Below are 25,006 nucleotides of genomic sequence, written 5' to 3'. Positions count from 1 at the left end.
AACCATATCAAAATGAACTTTAGCCAAAAAATGTTACGAGACGATGCCTTACAAGGAAAAGTAATTGTAGTTACCGGAGGCGGTAGCGGATTAGGAAAAGCCATGACCAAATATTTCCTGGAACTAGGAGCAAAAGTTGCCATTACTTCCCGTGATTTAGACAAACTCATCAATACTACTACCGAATTAGAATCAGAAACAGGCGGTACTTGTTTGCCCTTGCAATGCGATGTCCGTCATTATGAAGAAGTCGAAAACATGTTGCAAAAAGTCCTCAACACTTTTGGCAAAGTCGATGTTTTATTGAACAACGCTGCGGGCAACTTCATCTCTCCTACCGAACGATTGTCGGCTAATGCCTTTGACACCATTATCGATATTGTTCTAAAAGGAACTAAAAACTGCACCTTGGCTTTTGGAAAACATTGGATAGACAGCAAGCAAACTTCGGCTACGGTTTTAAATATTGTGACCACTTATGCTTGGACGGGTTCGGCTTATGTGGTGCCCAGCGCCACGGCTAAGGCGGGTGTCCTTGCCATGACCCGAAGTCTGGCGGTAGAATGGGCTAAATACGGTATTCGTACCAATGCGATTGCTCCGGGACCTTTCCCTACCAAAGGCGCCTGGGACCGATTACTTCCTGGCGACCTAGCCGAAAAATTTGACATGGCTAAAAAAGTCCCTTTAAAACGCGTAGGCGACCATCAGGAATTGGCTAATTTGGCTGCTTATCTCGTTTCCGATTTTTCTGCTTATATCAATGGCGAAGTCGTGGTCATTGACGGTGGCGAATGGCTCAAAGGCGCAGGACAATTCAACATCCTAGAAGCCATTCCCGAAGAACTTTGGGACCAACTCGAACAGATGATTAAAGCGAAGAAAAATAAATAAACTTCCATTATTTTTTGGGCGTTACCCCGCTTACACGCAACAGCAATCCAGAAACTTCGGGATAGCGGGGTCAGGCTGTACGCTATATCTTTTTATTTTGTCATCCTGAGCCTGTCGAAGGACAAAATAAAAAGGATACCGCTTCCATCCTTAACGCAAACTCTACCCACCACGGTTGTCATTGCGAACGCAGTGAAGCAATCTCATTAAGCTTTTTCAAACTCAATTAAATCTAAAAAACACAAATACATATTTGTAAACAATTATTGATATATTTGAAAAATCATAAAATAAATACATGAGCGTTAATTTGTAGTGAATATATACTTGTTAACGTGCAATATTAAATCAAAATTCGATTCTACATGAAAGTATTTTTAAGCTGGTCAGGTAATATTAGTAAAGAAATTGCCGAAGAACTCAATAAGTGGATCCCAACTGTTGTACAATTTGTAAAACCTTATTTCTCACCATCAGATATTGAAAAAGGTTCTAAATGGGATAGTGAAATTACAAAAAACCTTAATGAATCAACCATTGGAATAATCTGCGTAACACCCAATAATATGCATAGTCCTTGGATTTTATTTGAAGCTGGTGCTTTATCAAATAAACTTGAAAAATCCAGGGTTTGTCCATTACTATTTGAACTAAGTAATCCTGATTTGACTGGTCCATTAGCAACCTTTCAGACTACTATTTTCAACAAAGTTGAATTCAAAAAATTAATTCAGACAATTAATAAACAACTAGGAGAGAACAAAGTTGCTGACTCAATTTTGGATGAAACCTTTGAAATGTTTTTTCCAAAACTTGAAAGTAAAGTAAATGAAATAATTAAAAAAAATCAGCCTGAAAATAATCCTAAAGTTGTAGAAAGGACAGAACGAGACATTTTGGAAGAGATATTAGAATTAACAAGGCGACAATATTTAATTGAAAACCAACCAACATATGGTCTACAGTCAACAAAAAAAGCTTATGACTTAAAGAAGGAATACAATAGCATATCTGATTCTGAGAAAAAATTTATAAATGGAATGATTTATCAATATATGCAAGCAAATAAATTTAGGTTAGCAGAATATCAACAACTTGACAAAGAATTAGTGTATGACTACCTTAAAAAAAATACGGAAATTAAAAAAGCAGCAGGAAGTCCAGAGAATCTTAGAATGATAATTTCAGAATTCATATCTCAATAAATACTACAAACAACAAATTGTAATACCCAGCACTACAAAATTTGCAACTATGCGGCAATGACTATCGTTTTATAATCGATATTTTTGATGCTTTATTGCTACAGCTATCACAGAGACCATAAAGCCTCCTCAAAGTCAAAGACTTTGCGGAGCGAGAACAAAAAAACCTGTTGAAAACCAACCAACATTTCATCTGAAAACCAAAATATACTCCCAATTAAATTCCTATTTTTGTTGGATAACAACAACAAAACCATTTTATGCTGATTATAGGAATTGCAGGCGGAACAGGAAGTGGAAAAACAACGGTGGTACAGCAAATTATGAATAAATTGCCGGATACCGAAGTCGGCGTTATTTCTCAAGATTCCTATTATAAAAAAACGGATCATCTGAGTTATGACGAGCGCGCTTTAATCAACTTTGATCATCCCAGAGCCATTGATTTTGACTTATTAGTAAGCGCCTTGAAAGCGCTCAAAGAAGGCAAAACCATTCAGCAACCCGTTTATTCTTTTGTAACTCACAACCGCACCGAAGACAGCATTAGCACCCATCCTAGAAAAGTAATGATTGTAGAAGGCATCTTAATCCTAGCAAACCCAGAATTAAGAGACTTATTTGATATTAAAATTTTTGTGCATGCCGACGCTGATGAAAGACTCATCCGCAGACTCAAAAGAGACATTGCCGAGCGTGGTCGTGATATGGAAGAAGTTTTAAACCGCTATCAACAAACCTTAAAACCCATGCACGAACAATTTATTGAACCTACAAAAGCCTTTGCCGACATCATTATCCCTAATAACAACTACAATACCGTTGCTATAGACATGCTTCGCAGTGTAATAAATCAAAAAATTCTATAATTTATTGTAACTTTATAATACATTTAGTCAACTAAAAACAGAGTCTGTCAGACGAAGCTTGTCGAAGTCTGACCAATAAAATATATCAAGTAGTATTCCACTTGAACTAATAAACAACGAATGAAAAACCCTTACAAAGACAAAGCCTGGTTTAAATTTTTAAGCAACAAATACATGTGGTCACTTAGCTTTTTTGTTGTTTGGATGCTGTTTCTGGACAATTATTCTTATTTTGACCATAGGGTTTTAGACAATCAAATTGAAGAATTAGAAGACAACAAAAGCTATTATCAGGACGAAATTAAAAAAGACGAGCAACAAATTAAACAGCTCAAAAATCCTGAACAAATAGAAAAATACGCTCGCGAAAAATACTATATGAAAAAAGATAGCGAGGACATATACCTCATTGAATTTGAAGGTGACACGATTGAAAAAAAATAAAAACTTACGTTTATAAAAACTATACAACACACCCCTAACCCCTCTCAAGAGGGGAATTAAAATCAAACTGAAATGGCTACTCATTTATTCCAAGATTTTGACCCTGTTTCATCCAAACAATGGAAACAAAAAATCCAGTACGAATTGGATGGTGCCGATTATAATGAAACCTTAGTTTGGAATTCGCCAGAAGATATTAAGGTCAAGCCTTTTTATCACAGTGATGATTTTAGCAAAATCACTACAGCTGCTACAAACGCAACGAACTTTAAAATTTGTCAAAATATCTTTGTTTTTGATGTCGAAAAATCTGCGGAAAAAGCTTTAGAATTACTGCAAAGAGGAGCCGAAAGTTTGCGATTTACAATCGAAAATAAATCTTTAGACATCAAAAAATTACTTAAAAAACTTCCGCTAGAAAACACCCCGATTTACTTTGATTTGAAGTTTTTATCGGTTGATTTCATAAACCAAATCAATGCTCTTATCGAAAATAGAAAAGCAACTGTTTATTATAATTTAGACCCTATTGGCCACCTAGCCAAAGAAGGAAATTGGTTTACAACCAAAGAAAAAAACAATTTTGAAACGCTACAAATTCTTTCTAAAAACACTCGTGAGAGCTCGCTAATCAGCATAAATCTGGCTTTGTATCAAAATGCTGGAGCTAATATGGTGCAGCAAATTGCTTATAGTCTAGCACATGCCAATGAATATTTGAACCGCATTCCAACGATTCATCAAGCTATTGTTTTTGAAATTGCAGTGGGAAGCAATTACTTCTTTGAAATCGCTAAACTGCGTGCTTTGCGACTATTGTTTCAATTAATCGCTAAAGAATATTATCACGATAAAGACTGTCATTTTTTAGCTACTCCTAGCAAACGCAACAAAACCTTGTATGATTACAATACCAATATGTTGCGTAGCACTACCGAATGCATGTCGGCAATTCTAGGTGGCGCTGATGCTGTTGCTAATTTGCCTTACGATGCTATTTATCACAAAAACAATGAATTTGGCGACAGAATAGCTCGAAATCAATTGTTGTTGCTAAAAAATGAAAGTTATTTTGACAAAGTAAACAACCCTGCCGATGGTAGTTATTATATTGAAACACTAACACAACAATTAGCAGAAAAAGCACTGCATTTGTTCAAAGAAATAGAAGCCAATGGCGGATTTTTAAAACAATTGAACGACGGAATTATCAAAAGAAAAATTCAAGAAAGTGCTGACAAGGAACAACAGCTTTTTGATGTTGACAAAGAAACCCTTGTGGGAACTAATAAATATTGGAACACAAAAGACAGTATGAAAGAACAAATAGAGCTCTATCCTTTTGTAAAAATCAAACCACGTAAAACCTTGATTACTCCTATTATTGAAAAACGCTTGGCAGAAAAATTAGAACAAGAACGTTTGGCCGCAGAATAATAGCATTTCATAAAATAAATTTGCAAAAAGCATTACAATGATTCGAAAAGACCTGAAACATATTCAACTCGACACTAAAAAATCGCAAGCTAATTCTAGCTTCGAGGATGCTTTTGCAAAAAAAACAACAAACCCAACTCCAAATAATTTTGTTACCGCTGAAGGAATTGAGCTCCAACAAAATTATTCAGAAAATGACATGGAAAGCCTGGAGCATTTGGAATTTGCTGCGGGTTTCCCGCCCTATCTTCGTGGTCCTTACACCAGCATGTACGTTCAAAAACCTTGGACTATCCGTCAATATTCTGGTTTTTCTACAGCCGAAGAAAGCAATGCTTTTTACAGAAGAAACATCAAAGCAGGACAAGAAGGACTTTCCATTGCTTTTGATTTGGCTACGCATCGCGGTTACGATTCCGACAACGAAAGAGTCTTTGGAGATGTCGGAAAAGCCGGTGTAGCTGTTGATACAGTTGAAGATTTCAAAATATTATTTGACCAGATTCCTTTGGATACGATGTCAGTCTCCATGACCATGAACGGAGCTGTTTTACCTATTATGGCCTTTTATATTGTGGCAGCCGAAGAGCAAGGTTTTAAACCCGAGCAACTTTCCGGAACCATTCAAAATGACATCTTAAAAGAGTTCATGGTTCGCAATACTTATATTTATCCACCAGAAGCTTCGATGAAAATTATTGCTGCCATTTTTGAATATACCAGCAAAAAAATGCCCAAATTCCATTCGATTTCTATTTCTGGTTATCACATTCAAGAAGCGGGAGCTACTGCCGATATTGAATTGGCATACACCCTAGCCGATGGATTAGAATATGTAAGAACAGGACTTTCGACAGGAATGAAAATAGATGATTTTGCACCACGCTTGTCCTTTTTCTGGGGTATTGGAATGAATCATTTTATGGAAATTGCCAAAATGAGAGCGGCAAGAATGATTTGGACCAAACTAATTAAAGAATTCAATCCAAAGAACAATAAATCATTGACTTTACGAACGCATTGTCAAACAAGCGGCTGGAGTTTAACCGCCCAAGATCCGTTTAACAATGTAGCTCGAACTTGCATTGAAGCCGCTGCAGCCGTTTTTGGAGGAACGCAATCTTTACACACCAATGCTTTAGACGAAGCCATGGCTTTGCCAACCGACTTTTCGGCACGCATTGCCAGAAACACCCAACTATTTTTATTAGAAGAAACTAAAATCAGTAAAACCGTTGATCCTTGGGCAGGAAGCTATTATGTGGAAAATTTAACACATGAACTGGCTCAAAAAGCCTGGAAACTCATAGAAGAAATTGAAGCATTGGGTGGTATGACTAAAGCTTTAGCTACTGGAATTCCTAAACTACGCATTGAAGAAGCCGCTGCTAGAAAACAAGCCCGTATTGACAGTGAACAAGATATTATCGTAGGAGTGAATAAATTCAATTTGAAAAAAGAAGCTCCGTTAAACATTTTAGACATTGACATTGAAAAAGTCAGATCACAACAACTAGAACGTTTACAAGAAGTTAAAGCCAAACGGAATGATACAAAAGTAAAAGAGGCCTTAGAAAAAATTACACTTTGTGCACAAACAGGAACAGGTAATTTACTTGAATTAGCCATTGTGGCCGCTAGAGAACGAGCTACCTTAGGTGAAATTAGCTTAGCTTTAGAAGCCATTTATGGAAGGCATGAAGCAGAAATAAAATCGGTTTCTGGTATTTATAGCCAAGAAATTAAAGACAATAAAAAATTTGAACAAGCGAAAGAATTGGTTTCAGTTTTTAGCCAACAAAACAATTGTAAGCCTAAAATTATGATTGCCAAAATGGGACAAGATGGTCATGATAGAGGGGCTAAAGTCGTATCTACTGCTTTTTCCGATATCGGTTTTGACGTTGTTATTGGTCCGCTTTTTCAAACTCCAACTGAAACAGCAGCCTTAGCTGTTGCCAATAATGTTCATGTTTTGGGAATTTCTTCATTAGCAGCGGCGCATAAAACACTAGTTCCTCAAGTAGTTGACGCACTGAAAAAATTAGACAGAGAAGATATTAAAGTTGTGGTAGGAGGTGTGATTCCAACGCATGATTACCAATACTTGTTAGATAATGGTGCTGCAGCGGTTTTTGGACCAGGAAGTAACATTAACAAAATTGCCTTAAAAATATTAGATCTTTTTATAAATGAATAATACTAAAAAAACCATTTGATGAACAAATGGCTTTTTTATTTATAATTAAAGCGAGACAACTGCATTTACATTAGGCTGAATAAACGAAGTGTCATAACCCCCAAATGCTTTTAAATAACTACGTATTGAAGTTCCATAAGCATCTTTAATATATTTTTTTCCGTTGTTTTTAAAAAATCTTTTTACAGAACCCGCACCTCCCAAATGAGCCGCAGCTAGAATACCAGACTCAGTAATCAAAATACCATCTACCACTTTTCCGTCGTATTTCTCAATGACGTCTTTTAAAATAGATTTGTTTTTGGATAATAAAGCAACAAAGGCTTTTTCTTGTAGTTTAGGACTTTTTAAAAATTTATCGGTATCATGAATTCCGATAGATTTTAAAGTTTCATTTCCGAATTGATATTTACCCAAATATCCTAATGAATTTACTTTTTTGTATTTGTTTTCGGATTCTCTGTATCCAATTGCTTCTTTAAAACCAATGAATAAATTTCCAGTAAAAGGAATATTTAAACTGGTATAATCCTCTTGTTCGAGCGCTGGAAAAAGATATTGTGCCCCATCATTACTTTTCCTCAAAAACCACTCTTTTGAATCTAATTTTAGTGGTTTAAAACTGTAACTTAAAAAGACAATAATTACAGTTAAGCTGGTGTAAAAATACCATTTTTTTATCATAAATTGTTTTTCTTCTAAACCTGTCACGTTCAGAAATTTCTGCATGCAAAGATACAACTTTTTTAATAAATATTGATAATCAAGCTATTAATGCATTTTAGAAGTACAACAAATGAGTTCTAAATCCCTCACGCCCTGAGTATTCAATGGTGGGAGCAGGAATTTTTAAAACTGAAAAAACAGAGAAAAAAGTCTTCAAAAAATGAGATTTTGTTTCGATTTTCGTCAGATCAAGATCCAAACTCAAGTAAAATTGACGTGAAATAGGCTGATTTAGATTGGTAAAAACGAAAGATTTTTCGTTATTTCCAGAGAGCATTCCATCCGCTCCATAACCGATAGCGAGGTTTAAAATTTTAGGTGTTTTAGTGTTTTTAAAAAAGGATTTTAAATTAAACGACAACCAATAAGTTTGACCGTTGTAATCTTTTAGAATTTGTTCGGTAAAATTACTTCCCAAAGCATCGGGTCTGTATTTTGCAAATCGAGTAGTATGAAATGAAAATTTAGGAATAATACGTTGCTCTTTCCATAATAATTGCTGCGAAACATACAAAGCTGTTCCTGTAGCATTGGCAATAACATCTCCTGTAGAAGCACCCCATTGTGACGAAAATCCATCCAAAACTTCAACAGCAGTTAAAAAAGCAAATCCTAAACCTGCTCCATACACTAATTGTTTTTTAGAACTAACACCACTCCACTGTAACATTTCACTCCCCAAACGTCCCAAATGATACGAAGAATACAAATGGCCTATCTTATCCATTTGCAACCATTCTTGGTTGTCATTAATAAAATGAAACTTGGATCTGGGATAATCAGCATACCAAAGCTGATTTAAACCTACTAGAGCAACTCCGCCAACAACTGCTTCCGATACGAAAACAGTGCTTTTTCTTTTCGAATTTAAAGTATCCGAAGGCTTAAAAAAAGAATTTATTCCACTTTGAGCTATACAATTGAAAATTGCGAAGAAAAAAAATAAGAATAAAATGCTTTTATACTTCAAAACTATCTTTTAACTCCTTGTGCATTAATCCAATCTGAATATTTTTTAGCATTTACATTATGTTCTTGCAAAGTAGCCGCAAATTCATGGTAACCAAAACGTTCTACAGAAGCACAGAAATAAATATAATCATTTTTCTCTGGATTCAATACCGCTTCTAAGGCAGTAATGTCTGGCATTGCAATAGGTCCTGGAGGAAGCCCTGTTACTTTATAAGTATTGTAAGGTGAATTCAAAAACAAATCATTATAAAATACTCTTTTGATTATCTGATTGAAATCGTTATCCTTTTTTTTCTTTGCAAAAATCACTGTGGGATCGGCCTGTAGTGGCATTCCTAATCGCAAACGATTCAAATAAACCGCTGCAATTCGTGGTCTTTCATCTTTTTTCACCGATTCTTTATGAACAATAGAAGCTAAAATAGTTGCTTCTACTGGTGTTAAGTTTTGTTTTTCGGCTTTAGCAACACGTTCTTTGGTCCAAAAATTTCGGTATTCCTTAATCATTTTATCTCTAAACTTAACTGCTGAAGTATTCCAATACACTTCATAAGTATTAGGAATAAACATTGCTAAAACATTTTCTTCGGTAAATCCATTTTCCTTTAAAAAAATCGAATCTTTAATAGAATTCATCAAAGAAGTACTATCGGCTTCAATTTGAGACCCCACACGAGCCGCTAAATTCTCAACACGTTCCTGATTATTGAAGGCTAATTTTACAGGAATATTATTTCTCATGGCTTTTACCAATTCGTAACTGTTCATTCCTTTTTTCAATAAAAAACGACCTGATTTTACATTGGCTGGATAACTCATTTTTTTCGCAACCATTTCAAAACGATCCAAATTAGTTACATATGGCGCCACTGAATCTAAGACTTGTGAGTAAGTAGCTTCCGTCGGAATATGAACATAGACTTCATTCTCCGTAAACTTAGTATTGTTAGAAAAGATTTGACCAATTAAAACAAAACCATAAATAATCAATCCCGAGATAACAACTATGGATGCGATTGAAATAACTTTTTTTGTGCTCAAAGCTAAAAATTTAAAATTGTTGATTAACTAACTGATAGATGACCTCGTCTTGATAGGCTCCATTGATAAGATTCCAATCTTTTTTTATCCCTATACATTCAAAGCCAAATTTAGTAAAAAGCGCTTTACTCGCTTCATTTTCGACCCCAATATTTGCATACAATTGATGCAAATTTAAATGACTAAATGAATAACGAATTAACAACTCTAAAGCTTCTGAACCTATTTTAAGATTTCTGTTTTCAATCTGTTGAATTAGTATGCCTATTCCTGCCCTGTTATTTTTCGGATCAAATTCAAACAAATCAATCAATCCTATGGCAGGAAAATCTTCATCTTGACAAATTGCCAAACGCAATTGTTTGGCTTCATAAATATCTTGATGGGCATTTTCAAGATACTGTCGAATTAAAAAACGGCTATAAGGTGTTTGAGTATTACTCACTTCCCAAATGCTTTGATCATTTTCTATAGCATAAATAAATTCTAAATCATTCGGCTCAAGAGCTCGTAAATAAATAGAATCGCCTTTTAATGTTATCATTGGAAAGTGAGTGTTTTTTCTATGTGAAATTAAATTTCGATAGTCCCTTCAAAAACAAATTTGGCAGGTCCATTCAGGAAAACATTGATATATTTATTACCTTCTTTTTCAAAAGAAACAGATAATTTACCACCTTCAACATTCATATTGATAGCAGTCAAATTAGTTTGCCCTGTAGCATTCATAGCAATTGCCGCAGCTGTAGCTCCTGTTCCACAGGCTAGAGTTTCATCTTCAACTCCACGCTCATAAGTACGCAATGCAAAAGTAGCGTCGTCTATTTTTTTGACAAAATTGATATTGCTTCCAACTTTGCCATACAATTCACCATAACGAATAGCAGCACCATTCTCTTTTACATTGTAATGTTCCAAATCTTCCACTAACTGTACATGGTGAGGCGAACCAGTATTTAAAAAACTATATTCTGGATTAATTTGTATTCCATCAACATCAATCATTTGTAACGAAACAATTCCGTCTTTATCTACAGAAGCGTGGTGCAAACCATCAATGGCATTAAAAGAAGTGGTATCTCCAATCACATTTAATTGTTTTGCAAAAGCAACTAAGCATCTTCCTCCATTACCACACATCGTACTTTGATTTCCATCAGAATTGTAATAGACCATTCTAAAATCGGTTTCAGGATCATTTTCAAGCAACATCAATCCGTCAGCTCCTATTCCAAAACGTCTATCACAAAGACGTTCTATTAGCTTTGTATTTTCTTTTGGAAAAAAACCAGAACGATTATCAATTATGACAAAATCATTTCCTGTACCTTGGTATTTATAAAATTGTATTTGCATTATTTCTAATTAAGTTCTACAAAAGTACGAACTATTAATGAAATGTTAATCATTGTTAAACAGCGTTAAAGTGTTTTTTAACATTCAAATTTCGCTTTAAATTTACTTAACAAATAACGTAAAAACGATCTCTATTATGAAACGATTTTCAAATCTATTTTTAGTGTCTTTATTAAGTGGAGCCACAACATTAGGGGCATACAAATTATTATTTGACAACAATGGTTATTTTTCAAATGACAAAAAAACACTAACGACATTATCAGCCGAAAATTATACCAAAAGAGTAGGTTTATCATCGGATGTACTTGATTTTACTGAAGCAGCCGATAAAACTATTCACACGGTTGTACACGTAAAAAATGTATCTTATCAAAAAGTAGGCAACCCAATGCTAGAGTTTTTCTATGGTTATAAAGGTGGACAAACTCAGGAACAAGTAGGGACTGGTTCCGGAGTAATTATTTCTGAAGATGGCTATATTGTAACCAACAATCACGTAATTAAAGATGCGTCAGAAATTGAAATTACACTGAATAACAAAAAAACATATAAAGCAAAACTTATTGGTACCGATTCTAAAATGGACATTGCGCTGTTGAAAATTGATGCCGATGAAAAATTGCCTTATACAACTTTTGGAAATTCTGATGATGTAAAAGTAGGCGAATGGGTACTTGCGGTAGGAAACCCATACAACCTGACATCGACAGTAACAGCAGGAATTGTTTCGGCGAAGGCCAGAAATTTAGGAACTGACGGAATCCAGTCCTTCATACAAACCGATGCTGCAGTTAACCCTGGAAATAGTGGTGGTGCCTTAGTAAATACCCGTGGAGATTTAATAGGAATCAACACAATGATTACTTCAATGACCGGTTCTTATGTAGGATATTCATTTGCAGTACCCTCTAACATTGCTCGAAAAATAATCGAAGACATTATGGAATATGGTAATGTACAACGAGGAATTCTAGGTGTTGAAGGAGGTGAATTGAACGGAACCGTATCCAAAGAATTAGGCCTAAAACAAACAGAAGGTTTTTACATTAAAAATGTACAACAAAATTCTGGTGCTGCTAAATCTGGCTTGAAAAAAGGAGATATTATTGTAAAAATCGATAATCAAAACATTGCCACTTTTGCAGATCTTTCTGGTTACCTCAACACCAAGCGTCCTAATGACAAAGTAGCCGTAACTATTATTAGAGATGGAGACAGCAAGACAATTCCGGTAACTTTAAGTAAAAATGAATTTTTCAGTACTGAATTTAAAGGAATCGTATTAGAAAACATTTCGGCAACAGATAAAAAGAAATTCCACGTAGATTATGGGGTAAAAATCAAATCTATCAACAATGATAACCTAAGTCAATATGCCGACGAATTAGAAGGAAACATTATCTTAAGCATTGACAATGTAAAGGCTAAAGATATCGAAACTGTATCAAAGCTCCTGAATAAAAAAGACGAACAACAAAGTCTTAGAATTGAAATGATTAATAAAAATGGAGAACTACTCCGAATCATTATTTAATATCATTCACAAACACTAAAACAAAGCCAGTAAAAAAAATATTTTACTGGCTTTCTCTTTTAATCATATCTTATAACTTTTACATAAAAACCGATTCCTAAACATAGTTACTAATCCAAACTAATTAGAATTGTTTTAGTAAAAAATCTAACTCAAAAGCCTATCGTTTACGAAATCTATATATTCTACTTAAAACCCTACACCTTTTAGAACTAAATACAATTGATTTCATCATTAGTAATTAAACGTGTATATTTAAATACAGCAACACATTACTAAAGCAAGAGCATAAAAAAAAGCACTAAAAAGCGCTTTACAATTTATAACTCCCAAAAACAAAAAACTATAAAACCCGGTTTATTTGAGTCAATCTTTTGCTGTAATATTTTTCTTTAATCGACGAAATAATAACGCCGCCACCAACCGAAGCATGAATAAATTTAATATCCCCATCAGCTACTTCAACAACCATTCCTACATGATTAATCTGACTTCTTCCATTGGTCTTAAAAAAGATTAAATCTCCTTTTTGAGCTTCTTCATTGCTTACTTTTACTCCATATTGCGATTGCTCAAAAGAAGTTCTAGGCAATTGAATATCAAAAGCTCCAAAAGTAGTACACATTAAACCTGAGCAATCAAAACCATCTTTAGTTACTCCTCCAGTCCTGTAACGCACACCAATGTTTTCTGAAGCCGTAGAAACCAACTGATCTATAAAATCAGTACCATGAAATGATTTTACATTATAAGTAGACTGTAAATTATCATCTAAATTCTCTTCACTAAAATAATCTTTTGGAGGAGTTTTAATATTAGATTTTAAAGTACGAATCGTTAGCTTTTCACCAACAATAAGAAGCTTATTTGTAACTTTAGGGTTTTGGACTTCTAATTCTTTTACAGTCAACCCAAATTCTTTTGCTATTCCGTATTTGGTTTCTTTAGGCAAAACCTCATGTGTTATTTGCACTTCTGGATCTACTTCTTCTGTTTTAGTTTCTACCGTTTCTGTTACCGCTTCTTTCACATCAACTACAACGGCAACCTTATTAGTAGCTACCTCATTTACTTTTTCAGGAACAAGCTGTATTACATTATTTTTTGGTATAATTAATTTTTGACCTATTTGTAATGGTTGATTTCCTATAGCAGGATTAACTCTTTCCAATTCAGCCACTGTAATACCATATTTTGTCGCAATCCCATACAGCGTTTCCTTTGCTAAAACTTCTTTAAGCTGATTCCCATCAGCATCTATAATAAAATCAGCATTAACAGTATCTTGTTTTTCGTCAATAACTTGAGCAATTGGAGCTTTATCAACCAGCTTACTTTCTACTTTTAAAATTTCCGGTTTAGAAGTGTTTTCAAGCTTTGTGGCAGTAGATTCTGGCGCAGGAACACTTATTTCAGTCCCCACACGCAAACCTCTCTTTTCTAAAGAAGGATTCAAAGCATACAAATCAGTCACTTTTACACCATATTGTTTGGCAATTCCATACAAAGTTTCTTTTGCTAAAACTTTGTGCTTGTCTTGCTTGATAACTTCTTCAGAAACTTTGACAACTACTTTTTCATTTTTAGCTGAAGAAGAAACCGGTACTAATAAAATTTCTTTGTATTTAATTCCTTTTTTAGCATCTGGATTTATTTCGTAAATAACAGCTTGTTTAACCTGATATTGTTGCGCAATTTTGGAAACTGTTTCTCCTTTAGCCACTTGATGTTGAATGAATTTTTCCTGAGAGAAACCATTCCAGTTGCTAAGTAGAACCAATAAAACTATCCAAAAACGACACCTCATACATTCAAATTAAGAAAACACAAACTATTTATTACTAATCTTTTAATAAAAAAAGAACACTAAATCCCTTTATTTATTTTTAAAAATTTAACGAAAGCGAATTTAACATTTTAATACTAATAAACCCAATTTTTAACACCACTTTAAACCATAATTTACACAATCCCCAAAAAAAAGCGCTTTGATTAAACAAAGCGCTTTTTTTCAGCATTTTAATTGGATTATGCTTCAGCAGCAATTAGGTTCAATGCCGAACCTGCTACGAACCACCCAATTTGACTTTCATTATAAGTATGATTAGCCAAGATTATATCCTTAGAACCATCTGCATGAACAAACTCTAATGTCAATGGCTTTCCTGGAGCAAAATCAACTAAATCCGTAAAATTAATGGTATCATCTTCTTGAATTTTATCATAATCCGCTTCATTCGCAAAAGTTAAAGCTAACATCCCTTGTTTTTTTAGATTTGTTTCATGAATACGTGCAAAAGATTTTACTAATACCGCTTTCACTCCTAAAAAACGTGGCTCCATTGCCGCATGCTCACGAGAAGAACCTTCTCCATAGTTTTGATCCCCAACTACAATTGAAGGAACAGCTGCCGCCTTATAAGCACGTGCTACAGCCGGAACTGCATCATATTCACCAGTCAATTGATTTTTAACCGAATTTGTTTTTTGATTGTAGGCATTCACTGCCCCAATCAACATATTATTCGAAATATTATCTAAATGCCCACGGAAACGCAACCAAGGTCCAGCCATAGAAATATGATCTGTAGTACATTTTCCATAAGCTTTAATCAATAATTTAGCTCCTGATATATTCTTACCATCCCAAGCATCAAATGGTGCTAACAACTGTAAACGATCCGAAGTTTCACTTACCGCAATTTTAACAGATGAACCATCTTCTGCTGGAGCTTGAAAACCCGCATCTTCTACATCAAAACCTCGATTTGGTAATTCATCACCAAATGGAGCTTCTAATTTAACTTCCTCTCCATTATCATTTAATAAAGTATCAGTGATAGGATTAAAATCCAATCTTCCTGAAATTGCCAAAGCAGCAACCATTTCTGGTGAAGTTACAAACGCATGTGTATTTGGATTACCATCGGCACGTTTAGAGAAATTACGATTAAATGAATGTACAATAGTATTCTTTTCTCCTTTATCTGCTCCTGCTCTATCCCATTGCCCAATACATGGTCCACAAGCATTAGTAAACACCTTAGTTCCCATTTTTTCAAAATCGGCAATAATTCCATCTCTTTCAATAGTATAACGAATTTGCTCAGAACCCGGATTGATACCAAATTCAGCTTTAGGAGTAATTCCGTGTTTTACCGCTTGTCTTACAATAGAAGCCGCTCGAGACATGTCTTCATAAGAAGAGTTTGTACAAGAACCTATCAATCCCCACTCCACTTTTATTGGCCATCCATTAGCTTCTGCCTCATCTTTCATTTTGGAAACTGGAGTTCCTCTATCTGGAGTAAAAGGACCATTAATATGAGGTTCTAATTCAGATAAATTAATTTCAATAACCTGGTCAAAATACTGATCTGGATTAGCATACACTTCAGCATCTCCTGTTAAATAATCGGCTACTTTATCAGCAGCATCTACCACATCTTGACGACCAGTAGCAGATAAATACCTACGCATAGAATCATCATAACCAAAAGTAGAAGTTGTAGCACCTATTTCAGCACCCATATTACAAATGGTACCTTTACCAGTACAAGACATATTAGTTGCTCCTTCGCCAAAATATTCAACAATCGCTCCAGTTCCACCTTTTACAGTAAGAATATCAGCGACTTTAAGAATAACATCTTTTGGTGCTGTCCAACCCGACAATTTTCCAGTTAATTTTACTCCAATTAGTTTAGGAAATTTGAGTTCCCATCCCATTCCCGACATTACATCTACTGCATCAGCACCACCAACACCAATCGCCAACATTCCTAATCCTCCTGCATTTACAGTATGAGAATCAGTTCCAATCATCATCCCTCCTGGAAATGCATAATTTTCCAAAACAATTTGATGAATAATCCCTGAACCTGGTTTCCAGAAACCAATTCCGTATTTATTGGAAACCGAAGAAAGAAAATCAAACACCTCTTTAGACTGCTTATTTGCTGCTGCTAAATCAAATTCAGCACCATTTTTAGCTAAAATTAAGTGATCACAATGTACTGTTGTTGGTACTGCAACTGTCTTTTTTCCAGCATGCATAAACTGTAGCAAAGCCATTTGAGCCGTTGCATCTTGACAAGCTACTCTATCTGGCGCAAAATCAACATAATCAACTCCCCTACCATAAGCCTGCTTAGCTACTCCATCCCATAGATGACTGTACAAAATTTTCTCAGTTAAAGTAAGCGGACGGCCAACTATTTCACGTGCTACATCAACACGACTAGCCATCTGTCCATAAACTTTTTTAATCATTTCAATATCAAATGCCATAATATTTTTTTATTAGTTTTTGTTATTCAACTTTAAACACACAAGTTACAAAAAAATTGAGTAGCTAAAAAAAAAGCCTGAGTTATTCACTCAGGCTTTTTGATATATTTAACAGATAATCAATAATTATCCAACTAATTGCTTATGTGGAGGAGCAAACTTAGTCAAGTTGATTCCTTTTACAGCAGCTTTGTATTCATCCATAGTAGGAGTTCTACCAAGAATTGTAGACAAAACTACCACTGGAGTAGAAGAAAGCAAAGACTCTCCTTTTTTACCATCAGCATCTTCAACAACTCTTCCTTGGAAAAGACGTGTAGAAGTAGCCATTACAGTATCACCTTTAGCCGCTTTTTCTTGGTTACCCATACAAAGGTTACATCCAGGACGCTCTAAGTAAAGCATTTTCTCGTAAGATGTACGTGCAACTGCTTTAGGCGCATTATCATCAAATTCAAAACCAGAATACTTTTGTAAAATTTCCCAGTCCCCTTCAGCTTTCAATTCATCTACAATATTATATGTAGGAGGAGCCACAACAAGAGGTGCTTTAAAATCTACTTTACCTTGTTGATCATCAATATTTTTAAGCATTTGAGCAAGGATTTTCATATCTCCTTTATGAACCATACAAGATCCAATGAAACCAAGATCTACTTTTTTATCCCCACCATAGTAAGACAATGGTCTAATAGTATCGTGAGTATAACGCTTAGAAACATCAATATTGTTTACATCTGGATCAGCAATCATTGGCTCAGCAACTACATCAAGATCAACTACTACTTCAGCATAATATTTAGCATCAGCATCTGGAGCTAAAGCTGGTTTTTCACCAGATCTAATTTCAGCAATTCTCTTATCTGCAATAGCTATTAAACCTTTAAGCACTTGTTTGTCATTATCCATGCCTTTATCAATCATGATTTGGATTCTGCTTTTAGCAATTTCTAAAGATTCGATCAAAGTTTCATCTTCAGAAATACAGATAGAAGCTTTAGCTTTCATCTCTGCTGTCCAATCTGTAAATGTAAAGGCTTGATCCGCAGTAAGAGTTCCAATGTGTACTTCAATAACTCTACCTTGGAAAACATTTTCACCTTTAAATTGGTGCAACATTTGCGCTTGAGTAGCATGAACCACATCTCGGAAATCCATATAATCTTTCATTTCTCCTTTGAAAGTTACTTTTACAGATTGAGGAATAGGCATTGTAGCCTCACCTGTAGCTAATGCAAGAGCAACAGTTCCAGAGTCAGCACCAAAAGCAACACCTTTAGACATTCTTGTATGGGAGTCACCACCAATAATAATAGCCCAATCATCTACTGTAATATCATTCAATACTTTGTGAATTACATCGGTCATTGCATGATATTTCCCTTTAGGGTCACGTGCAGTAATCAAACCAAAGTCATTCATAAATTTCATCAATCTAGGAATATTAGCTTTAGACTTGTTATCCCAAACTGAAGCAGTATGGCAACCTGATTGGTAAGCACCATCAACAATTGGAGAAATAACTGTAGCGGCCATAGACTCTAACTCTTGAGATGTCATCAAACCAGTTGTATCTTGAGAACCAACGATATTTACTTCTACACGTACATCAGAACCTGCGTGTAACACTTTACCCGGAGTAGTTCCAACTGCGTTTTTATTGAATATTTTCTCAACTGCTGTAAGACCTTGTCCTTCAATAGAAATTTCTTTTGATGGAGCGTATACCTGAGGAATAGCTATATTTAAAGTTTTACAAGCAAATGTTTGTAATTTTTTACCAAATACAATGGCATAAGAACCTCCTGCTTTGATAAATTCTACTTTTTGTGGAGTTAAAGATGCAGAAATATCAATCAACTCTTTATCTCCGTTATAAAGTTTCTTTGTTTTAGTATTGATAGTTAAAACAGTTCCTGTAGCTACAGAGTAGACTTCTTCAAGAACTGGCTCTCCTGCTGCATCAACAACAACATTACCTTGATCATCTAATTTTTTAACCCAGTTTTTAAGATCAATTCCAATTCCTCCTGTAACACCTACAGTGGTAAGGAAAATTGGAGAAATCCCATTAGTACCTGCAATGATTGGAGCAATATTGATAAATGGAACATAAGGGCTAGCTTGTTTACCAGTCCATAATGCTACGTTGTTAACTCCTGACATTCTAGACGATCCAACTCCCATTGTACCTCTTTCAGCAATTAACATCACACTCTTATCTGGGTTCGCTTCTCTTAATGCTTTAATTTCATCTTGAGCTTGCGGAGAAATCAAACATTTTCCATGTAATTCACGATCAGATCTTGAGTGCGCTTGATTCCCTGGAGAAAGTAAATCTGTCGAGATATCACCTTCACCTGCAATATAAGTTACTACTTTAATCTCTTCTGGAATATCAGCCAACTTAGTAAAGAATTCTGCCTTAGCATAGCTCTCTAAAATAGCCGCAGCTATTGGGTTTCCATTATTATAAGCTTCTTCTAAACGAGCGGTATCAGCCTCATAAAGATACACTTGCGTTTTCAATACTTCTGCAGCATCTTTTGCAATAGCAGCATCAGCACCTAAAGCTAAATCAAGCAATACCTCGATGGAAGTTCCACCTTTCATGTGTGACAATAATTCTAAAGCAAAAGCAGGAGTAATTTCAGCAACTACTGATTCACCTAAGATGATTTCCTTTAAAAATTTAGCTTTTGCACCAGCAGCACTCGTAGTACCAGGCACAACATTATAAATAAAGAAGTTAAGAGAATCCTCTCTGTGCTCATTATTCAAATCTTTAATCTGTGCTATAATTTCGCTAAGTAGTTCAGCGCTATCAATTGGCTTAGGGTGAAGCCCTTGACCTTTTCTTTCCTCGATTTCTTTGAGATAATCGTTATAAATGTTCATATTAGAAGTCTTTTCAATGTTAAAGGCAGATTTTCTTGATTATTTAAGAGTCAAAAGCCGTAATATCTAGGTTTTTTTATTTATTCGAGGTGCAAATTTAGTTATTTAAGATGAGATTTAAAAAAAATTTAATCTACCTATATTTTCAAAAAAATCATTATTGAAAAATACGCATTCTGATAGCTTTAATTTAAGAAAAACAAGGTAAAAGCTTTTGTTTTATAAAAAATCAATAATACGATAATCAATATCTAACAAACTTAAAATTTGTTGTTACATTGAGAAGCTTATTTTTCCATAATTAACATTCTAAACTAAAGTAATTTAGCAATTATCATTTCTTCAGTAATTCCTTCTGCATCTGCTTTATAATTCTTAATTATACGATGTCTTAAAACCGAAGTAGCTACCGCAATTACATCCTCAATATCCGGGGAAAATTTACCATTAAAAGCAGCATGTGCTTTAGCCGCCAATATCAAATTTTGCGAAGCTCTTGGCCCTGCTCCCCAATCCAAATAATTCCTCACATAATCAGTTGCCAAATTACTATCAGGACGTGTTTTACCTACTAATGTCACAGCATACTCTACCACATTATCAGCCACTGGAATTCGTCGAATTAAATGCTGAAAGTCTATAATTTCTTGAGCCTTAAACAAAGGATTAATTTTTTGATTCACATCAGAAGTAGTTCTTTTAACCACCTGAACTTCTTCTTCAAATGAAGGATAAGCTAATTTTACCGCAAACATAAAACGATCTAATTGCGCTTCTGGCAAAGGATAAGTCCCCTCTTGTTCAATTGGATTTTGTGTTGCCAAAACAAAATAAGGCAAATCTAATTTATGATTTACACCCGCTATTGTAACAGAACGCTCTTGCATGGCTTCTAACAATGCTGCTTGCGTTTTAGGTGGCGTTCTATTAATTTCATCTGCCAGAACAATATTCGAAAAAACAGGCCCTTTTACAAATTTAAACTGACGATTTTCATCTAATATTTCACTTCCCAAAATATCCGAAGGCATTAAATCAGGCGTAAATTGAATCCTTTTAAACTGAAGTCCTAAAGCTTGAGAAATTGTATTTACCATTAAGGTTTTTGCCAGACCAGGCACACCAACTAACAAAGCGTGACCACCCGAAAAAATACAAAGCAATAACTGATCTATTACGTCTTCCTGACCTACAATAATTTTTGCTATTTCATTTTTTAACTCTGTTCGTTTCTGAACCAAATTCTGTATTGCCGCTACATCTGACATTTTAAAACTAATTTAAATTAAAAAAGAGTCAACTCTATGAATTCATAAAGCTAACCCTTTTTGTTTATTTTGAACAAATTATTTTTTCAACCAGTTATTGGTAAAATCACAATCTCTATATTCTCCAACAATCTTAATATAAGTTTCTTTGATTTTCTCATCAAACCATTTCCCAATAGCTTTAATTTGTTTTTCTTTTAATGCCAAATCTTTAATTTTTACATAATCCTGAGCATAATCAGCAGTATGCTCATTAATTCTATTGGTAACTGTAATTAATTTATACTGTTTTTTCCCAGCAGGCGTTTCGTCTAAAATAGGCATCGAAATCTCATTATCTTTTAAATTAGAAACTTGAGAATACAAAGTAGGATCCATTTTAGTCAATTCAAAACGAGTATCCTGTGTATTTGGATTAATCAAAATACCACCATTAGCTCTTGTTTCTTTTTGATCTGACATAGTTCTAGCCGCATCTGCAAAAGAAATTTCTTTATCCATAATGCGCTTTCTAATCAAAGTTGCTTTTTCTTTAGCTTCATCCAAAGCTTCTTTAGTAACTGTTGGTGTTAACAAAATATGACGCAACTCTAACTCTTGCCCTTTTATTTTTTCCAAATAGATAATATGAAATCCGTATTCCGTTTCAAAAGGAGCCGAAATCTCCCCTTCATCTAAACTAAAAGCAACATCTTTAAATTCTTTAACAAAAGGAGTTTTTCTAGTCATTTTATAAAAACCTCCACTGGATCTTGAACCCGGATCCTGAGAATACAAAACTGCCTTTGTAGCAAAACTGGAACCTTCCTGAATATCTTTTTTAAATCCATTCAATCGATCAATCACTTTCTGTTTTTCAGCCTGAGTAATTTTAGGTTCAACAACAATCTGAGCTACTTCCATTTCAGCACCAAAAACTGGTAATTCGTCTTTAGGTATTTTTTTAAAAAAATTACGCACTTCTTCTGGAGTAATCTCCACTTCATCAACAATCTTTTTTTGCATTTCAGATGTCAATTTGTTTTCTTTTAAAATATCAAAGAAATAAGTTCTAAATTCTTCTTCAGAATCTTTCTTATAATATTTTACCACTTTTTCCATAGAACCAATTTGCTGAACCATATAATTCAAACGTTCATCCATCATGGCTTTCACTTCAGCATCGGTTACCTTCACACTATCTTGAACTGCTTGATGCGCATACAATTTGTCTTCCAATAATTTACCTAGCATTTGGCATCTAGTAATATCTTTTACAGAACCACCTTGACTAGAAATTTCTAAATAAGCTTTATCAATATCCGAATCCAAAATAATGTAATCCCCAACCGTAGCAATTACTCCATCAATTTTTTGTCTTTGAGAGGAAGTCACTTTTTTCTTTTCAGGAACCAAGGTGTCTTTTATAATTTCTTGTGCATTCATCGCAGTATTCAATAACAGCACTGCAAAAAACAAAAGCGCATTCTTACAATTTATGGATTTCATTCTTAAATATTTTAAAGGCATTTTCTTTTGGAATTATATATTTTTCAGTTGATTTCTAAATGTAATTACTTAATAAAATTACAAGCTGGCAAGATAACAACTTAAAAGTACATTATTTGTGTTTTATGATAGTAAAAACGAACAAAAATAGCAATTCAATTACATTATACAAGTTTCCTTTAGACTATTAACAAAAAATTATCTAAGAAAAAAGCAGTGTTAGATTTCAAAAAAAACTTTTTTTAAAACAAATACACAAAGTCGAAAAAAAATAAAAACTAGATTAAGTAGAATACAAACAACTGAAAGCTTATTTATTTTCAAATCGTATATATAAATAGTACTTTTGCAGACCATTTAGAATTATATATGAGCTTTTTAAAAGAAATACAACGAAGAAGAACCTTTGGAATTATCTCGCACCCTGATGCTGGAAAAACAACACTTACTGAAAAACTACTTCTTTTTGGAGGTGCTATTCAAGAAGCTGGTGCTGTAAAAAATAACAAAATTAAAAAAGGCGCTACCAGTGACTTTATGGAAATTGAGCGCCAAAGAGGAATCTCGGTTTCTACTTCTGTCCTAGCCTTTAACTATAAAGACAAAAAAATCAACATTCTTGATACACCTGGACACAAGGATTTTGCCGAAGACACTTTTAGAACCTTAACTGCAGTTGATAGTGTAATTGTGGTAATTGACGTTGCAAAAGGAGTTGAGGAACAAACAGAAAAATTAGTTGCAGTTTGTAGAATGCGTAAAATTCCAATTATTGTTTTCATTAACAAATTGGACCGTGAAGGTCATGACGCTTTTGACTTAATGGATGAAGTAGAACAAAAATTAGGACTTACGGTTACGCCATTGAGCTTCCCTATCGGAATGGGTTATGATTTTCAGGGAATTTACAATCTTTGGGAACAAAACATCAACTTATTTAGTGGAGACAGCCGAAAAAATATCGAAGAAACGATTGCTTTTGAAGATGTTCAAAATCCTGAATTAGAAAAAATAATTGGACAAAAGCCCGCAGATCGTTTAAGAGAAGAATTGGAGTTAATTGACGAAGTCTATCCAAAATTCAACCAAGAAGATTATCTAGACGGAAAATTACAGCCTGTGTTTTTTGGTTCTGCTTTAAATAATTTTGGCGTTAGAGAATTATTGGATTGCTTTGTTGCTATTGCCCCGTCTCCAAGACCTAAAGAATCTGAAACAAGATTAGTTGATCCAAAAGAAGAAAAACTATCCGGTTTTGTGTTTAAAATCCATGCTAATATGGATCCTAAACACCGTGACCGTTTGGCTTTTATCAAAATTGTTTCTGGAACTTTTGAAAGAAACAAACCTTATTATCACGTTCGCCAAAAGAAAAATCTAAAATTCTCCAGTCCAAATGCCTTTTTTGCTGAGAAAAAAGAAATTGTAGACATCTCTTATCCTGGAGACATTGTTGGACTTCATGATACTGGTAATTTTAAAATTGGAGACACACTTACTGAAGGTGAAGTAATGAATTTTAAAGGAATTCCAAGTTTCTCTCCTGAACACTTTAGATACATTAATAATGCCGATCCAATGAAAGCGAAACAATTGGACAAAGGTGTAGACCAATTAATGGATGAAGGAGTTGCGCAATTATTTACTTTGGAGATGAACAATCGAAAAGTAATTGGAACTGTTGGAGCACTTCAATACGAGGTAATTCAATATCGTTTAGAACATGAATATGGAGCAAAATGCACCTACGAGAACTTCCCTGTACACAAAGCCTGTTGGGTAAAACCTGATGATGCTAAGAATGACGAGTTCAAAGAATTCAAACGAATCAAACAAAAATTCCTTGCTAAAGATAAATACGATCAATTGGTTTTCTTAGCCGATTCGGACTTTACAATTCAAATGACACAAAACAAATACCCAAGTGTTAAATTGTATTTTACATCTGAATTAGATTAAAACCCAGATATTATCACCTAAAAAAAGGTCTCATTTGATGAGACCTTTTTTTTATGATTTTATATTACTAAGCTTATGATAATGCATTTTCGTAATTTACTACTTTTTTCAAAAAAGCTTTAATTAACAAACGGTTTGGTGCCATTCCAGAAGTAATGATTAATTTTTTAGCACTAGTTCCTTCTGCAGATAACGTAGAATTAGGGTCTTGTTTAGAACCCATAAACCAAAGTGCAAATTCCATATTAGATGTAGCTCTTGAACTTTCTAATTTCACATTAGTTGGTTGTTCGCTAGAATTAAACTCTACTGTTGAAGCTGCTTGAGATTGGCTATATCCAGAAAAAGAAAACATTAAAAACAGCATAAAAAAGAATATTGATGTCATCAATTTTGAGTTAGAGCTATTTATTTTTGAGTTG

Annotated in this window: 19 protein-coding genes; 8 read left to right on the top strand and 11 right to left on the bottom strand. The window is 34.3% G+C overall.

The window, feature by feature from the left end:
• Window positions 1-12 precede the first annotated feature (12 nt).
• The 6 genes from AC4FRF_RS11890 (at window position 13) to scpA (ending at window position 7,049) form a co-directional block, all read left to right on the top strand.
• Entirely contained in the window at window positions 13-894 is an 882-nt protein-coding gene (locus AC4FRF_RS11890; RefSeq protein ID WP_491159768.1) for an SDR family oxidoreductase, read from the top strand.
• 365 nt (window positions 895-1,259) lie between these two features.
• On the top strand, window positions 1,260-2,099 hold the full coding sequence (locus tag AC4FRF_RS11885) for a toll/interleukin-1 receptor domain-containing protein (protein WP_491159767.1): 840 nt from the start codon (window positions 1,260-1,262) through the stop codon (window positions 2,097-2,099).
• Between the two features lie 260 nt (window positions 2,100-2,359).
• Window positions 2,360-2,968 (top strand): uridine kinase, encoded by a 609-nt coding sequence (gene udk, locus AC4FRF_RS11880; RefSeq protein WP_491159766.1) that lies wholly within the window; start codon window positions 2,360-2,362, stop codon window positions 2,966-2,968.
• A gap of 120 nt (window positions 2,969-3,088) precedes the next feature.
• Window positions 3,089-3,412, top strand: a complete 324-nt coding sequence (locus AC4FRF_RS11875) for an FtsB family cell division protein (RefSeq protein WP_491159765.1) — start codon at window positions 3,089-3,091, stop codon at window positions 3,410-3,412.
• 72 nt (window positions 3,413-3,484) lie between these two features.
• The gene (locus AC4FRF_RS11870; protein WP_491159764.1) at window positions 3,485-4,849 is read left to right on the top strand and encodes a methylmalonyl-CoA mutase subunit beta; all 1,365 of its coding nucleotides are present in this window, start codon (window positions 3,485-3,487) and stop codon (window positions 4,847-4,849) included.
• Window positions 4,850-4,886: 37 nt separating this feature from the next.
• Window positions 4,887-7,049, top strand: a complete 2,163-nt coding sequence (gene scpA / locus AC4FRF_RS11865) for a methylmalonyl-CoA mutase (protein ID WP_491159763.1) — start codon at window positions 4,887-4,889, stop codon at window positions 7,047-7,049.
• A gap of 45 nt (window positions 7,050-7,094) precedes the next feature.
• Here scpA and AC4FRF_RS11860 read toward each other — a convergent pair whose 3' ends face one another.
• From AC4FRF_RS11860 to dapF, 5 genes are all read right to left on the bottom strand, one after another.
• Window positions 7,095-7,733 carry a peptidoglycan-binding protein LysM gene (locus AC4FRF_RS11860; RefSeq protein WP_491159903.1) on the bottom strand — a complete coding sequence of 213 codons (639 nt, stop codon included), beginning with the start codon at window positions 7,731-7,733 and terminating at the stop codon, window positions 7,095-7,097.
• Window positions 7,734-7,830: 97 nt separating this feature from the next.
• Window positions 7,831-8,745: a DUF2279 domain-containing protein gene (locus AC4FRF_RS11855; protein WP_491159762.1), complete on the bottom strand. Its 915-nt coding sequence runs from the start codon at window positions 8,743-8,745 to the stop codon at window positions 7,831-7,833.
• 2 nt (window positions 8,746-8,747) lie between these two features.
• Window positions 8,748-9,788 (bottom strand): endolytic transglycosylase MltG, encoded by a 1,041-nt coding sequence (gene mltG / locus AC4FRF_RS11850; RefSeq protein ID WP_491159761.1) that lies wholly within the window; start codon window positions 9,786-9,788, stop codon window positions 8,748-8,750.
• Window positions 9,789-9,798: 10 nt separating this feature from the next.
• Entirely contained in the window at window positions 9,799-10,332 is a 534-nt protein-coding gene (locus AC4FRF_RS11845) for a GNAT family N-acetyltransferase (protein ID WP_491159760.1), read from the bottom strand.
• A gap of 29 nt (window positions 10,333-10,361) precedes the next feature.
• The gene (gene dapF / locus AC4FRF_RS11840; RefSeq protein ID WP_491159759.1) at window positions 10,362-11,144 is read right to left on the bottom strand and encodes a diaminopimelate epimerase; all 783 of its coding nucleotides are present in this window, start codon (window positions 11,142-11,144) and stop codon (window positions 10,362-10,364) included.
• Between the two features lie 136 nt (window positions 11,145-11,280).
• Between dapF and AC4FRF_RS11835 the strand changes: the two genes are divergently transcribed.
• Window positions 11,281-12,681, top strand: a complete 1,401-nt coding sequence (locus tag AC4FRF_RS11835; RefSeq protein ID WP_491159758.1) for a Do family serine endopeptidase — start codon at window positions 11,281-11,283, stop codon at window positions 12,679-12,681.
• Between the two features lie 343 nt (window positions 12,682-13,024).
• Here AC4FRF_RS11835 and AC4FRF_RS11830 read toward each other — a convergent pair whose 3' ends face one another.
• The 5 genes from AC4FRF_RS11830 to AC4FRF_RS11810 all read right to left on the bottom strand — a co-directional run bounded on the left by AC4FRF_RS11830 (window position 13,025) and on the right by AC4FRF_RS11810 (window position 22,646).
• Entirely contained in the window at window positions 13,025-14,488 is a 1,464-nt protein-coding gene (locus tag AC4FRF_RS11830; protein ID WP_491159757.1) for a LysM peptidoglycan-binding domain-containing protein, read from the bottom strand.
• Between the two features lie 221 nt (window positions 14,489-14,709).
• On the bottom strand, window positions 14,710-16,971 hold the full coding sequence (locus AC4FRF_RS11825; RefSeq protein WP_491159756.1) for an aconitate hydratase: 2,262 nt from the start codon (window positions 16,969-16,971) through the stop codon (window positions 14,710-14,712).
• A 126-nt stretch (window positions 16,972-17,097) separates the two neighbouring features.
• The gene (locus AC4FRF_RS11820) at window positions 17,098-19,869 is read right to left on the bottom strand and encodes a bifunctional aconitate hydratase 2/2-methylisocitrate dehydratase (protein ID WP_491159755.1); all 2,772 of its coding nucleotides are present in this window, start codon (window positions 19,867-19,869) and stop codon (window positions 17,098-17,100) included.
• Window positions 19,870-20,183: 314 nt separating this feature from the next.
• Window positions 20,184-21,137 carry an AAA family ATPase gene (locus AC4FRF_RS11815; RefSeq protein ID WP_491159754.1) on the bottom strand — a complete coding sequence of 318 codons (954 nt, stop codon included), beginning with the start codon at window positions 21,135-21,137 and terminating at the stop codon, window positions 20,184-20,186.
• A 78-nt stretch (window positions 21,138-21,215) separates the two neighbouring features.
• Entirely contained in the window at window positions 21,216-22,646 is a 1,431-nt protein-coding gene (locus tag AC4FRF_RS11810; RefSeq protein WP_491159753.1) for a peptidylprolyl isomerase, read from the bottom strand.
• A gap of 348 nt (window positions 22,647-22,994) precedes the next feature.
• On the opposite strand from AC4FRF_RS11810, the gene AC4FRF_RS11805 reads away from it, so the two are divergent.
• Window positions 22,995-24,584, top strand: a complete 1,590-nt coding sequence (locus tag AC4FRF_RS11805) for a peptide chain release factor 3 (protein ID WP_491159752.1) — start codon at window positions 22,995-22,997, stop codon at window positions 24,582-24,584.
• A gap of 73 nt (window positions 24,585-24,657) precedes the next feature.
• Here the strand turns inward: AC4FRF_RS11805 and AC4FRF_RS11800 are convergent, their stop codons facing one another.
• Window positions 24,658-24,972, bottom strand: coding sequence for a hypothetical protein (locus tag AC4FRF_RS11800; protein ID WP_491159751.1), 315 nt, complete (start codon window positions 24,970-24,972; stop codon window positions 24,658-24,660).
• Window positions 24,973-25,006: the final 34 nt, after the last annotated feature.

Source organism: Flavobacterium sp. ST-158 (assembly GCF_058309975.1).
The sequence above is the reverse complement of the archived record's forward strand: the minus strand, read 5'-3'. Positions and strand labels throughout refer to the sequence as shown.